Genomic DNA, 610 nt, shown 5'->3' on the forward strand with positions numbered 1-610 from the left:
ATGTTGATGCCGGCGCTGATGCCGCTGGTAATGCCGCTGCAAATAACTTTTTGGGTAGTGCACAACGCGCTCAGATGAAGAAAGAGTTAGAAGAATGCCCTGATGATCAGTGTCGAAGAGATGTTAACGAAAAATGGTTCGAGATTGATGAACAACAAGATAGAACTTTTTCGACAGGAATTATGACTGGTCTCATTGCCGATACACCAATCAAGCTATACGAGTTAGCTGATGGCGCTGTGAAGAACATGATGTTACAAATAATGATATTTGCTAGCAATCCATGGGGGGGCGCGAAAAGGGCTGTTAAAGACATTGAAACAGGAGCGTCTTGGGTCGTGAGTGGACATGTGATTGATGATGCCTGGGAAGGTGCTGGTCAATTCTGGGGAGGTGTTGAGGATGCGTTTATAGGGGATATAGATTACGTAAAAGAGAATCTTGAAAAAGCGGGGGTTGACGGAGCTTTTAATGCTGGTTTTGAAAGTGGAAGATTATCAGCCGGAGTATTAGAAAACTTTGCTGGAGGAGCTGGAGCAGCCAAGGGAGCTATAAATCTTGGCAACAAGGCTGTGATCAAGTTCATTGCTAGGAAAGATTTTGCCCAATT

The 610-nt window shown here is 44.4% G+C and carries 1 pseudogene; it reads left to right on the forward strand.

The features are described from left to right. A pseudogene (locus ACFIJJ_RS10055) lies at positions 1-610 on the forward strand (hypothetical protein); the annotation flags it as partial.

This window comes from Bartonella sp. TT29SHDZB (assembly GCF_042193395.1).
Taxonomy (GTDB): domain Bacteria; phylum Pseudomonadota; class Alphaproteobacteria; order Rhizobiales; family Rhizobiaceae; genus Bartonella.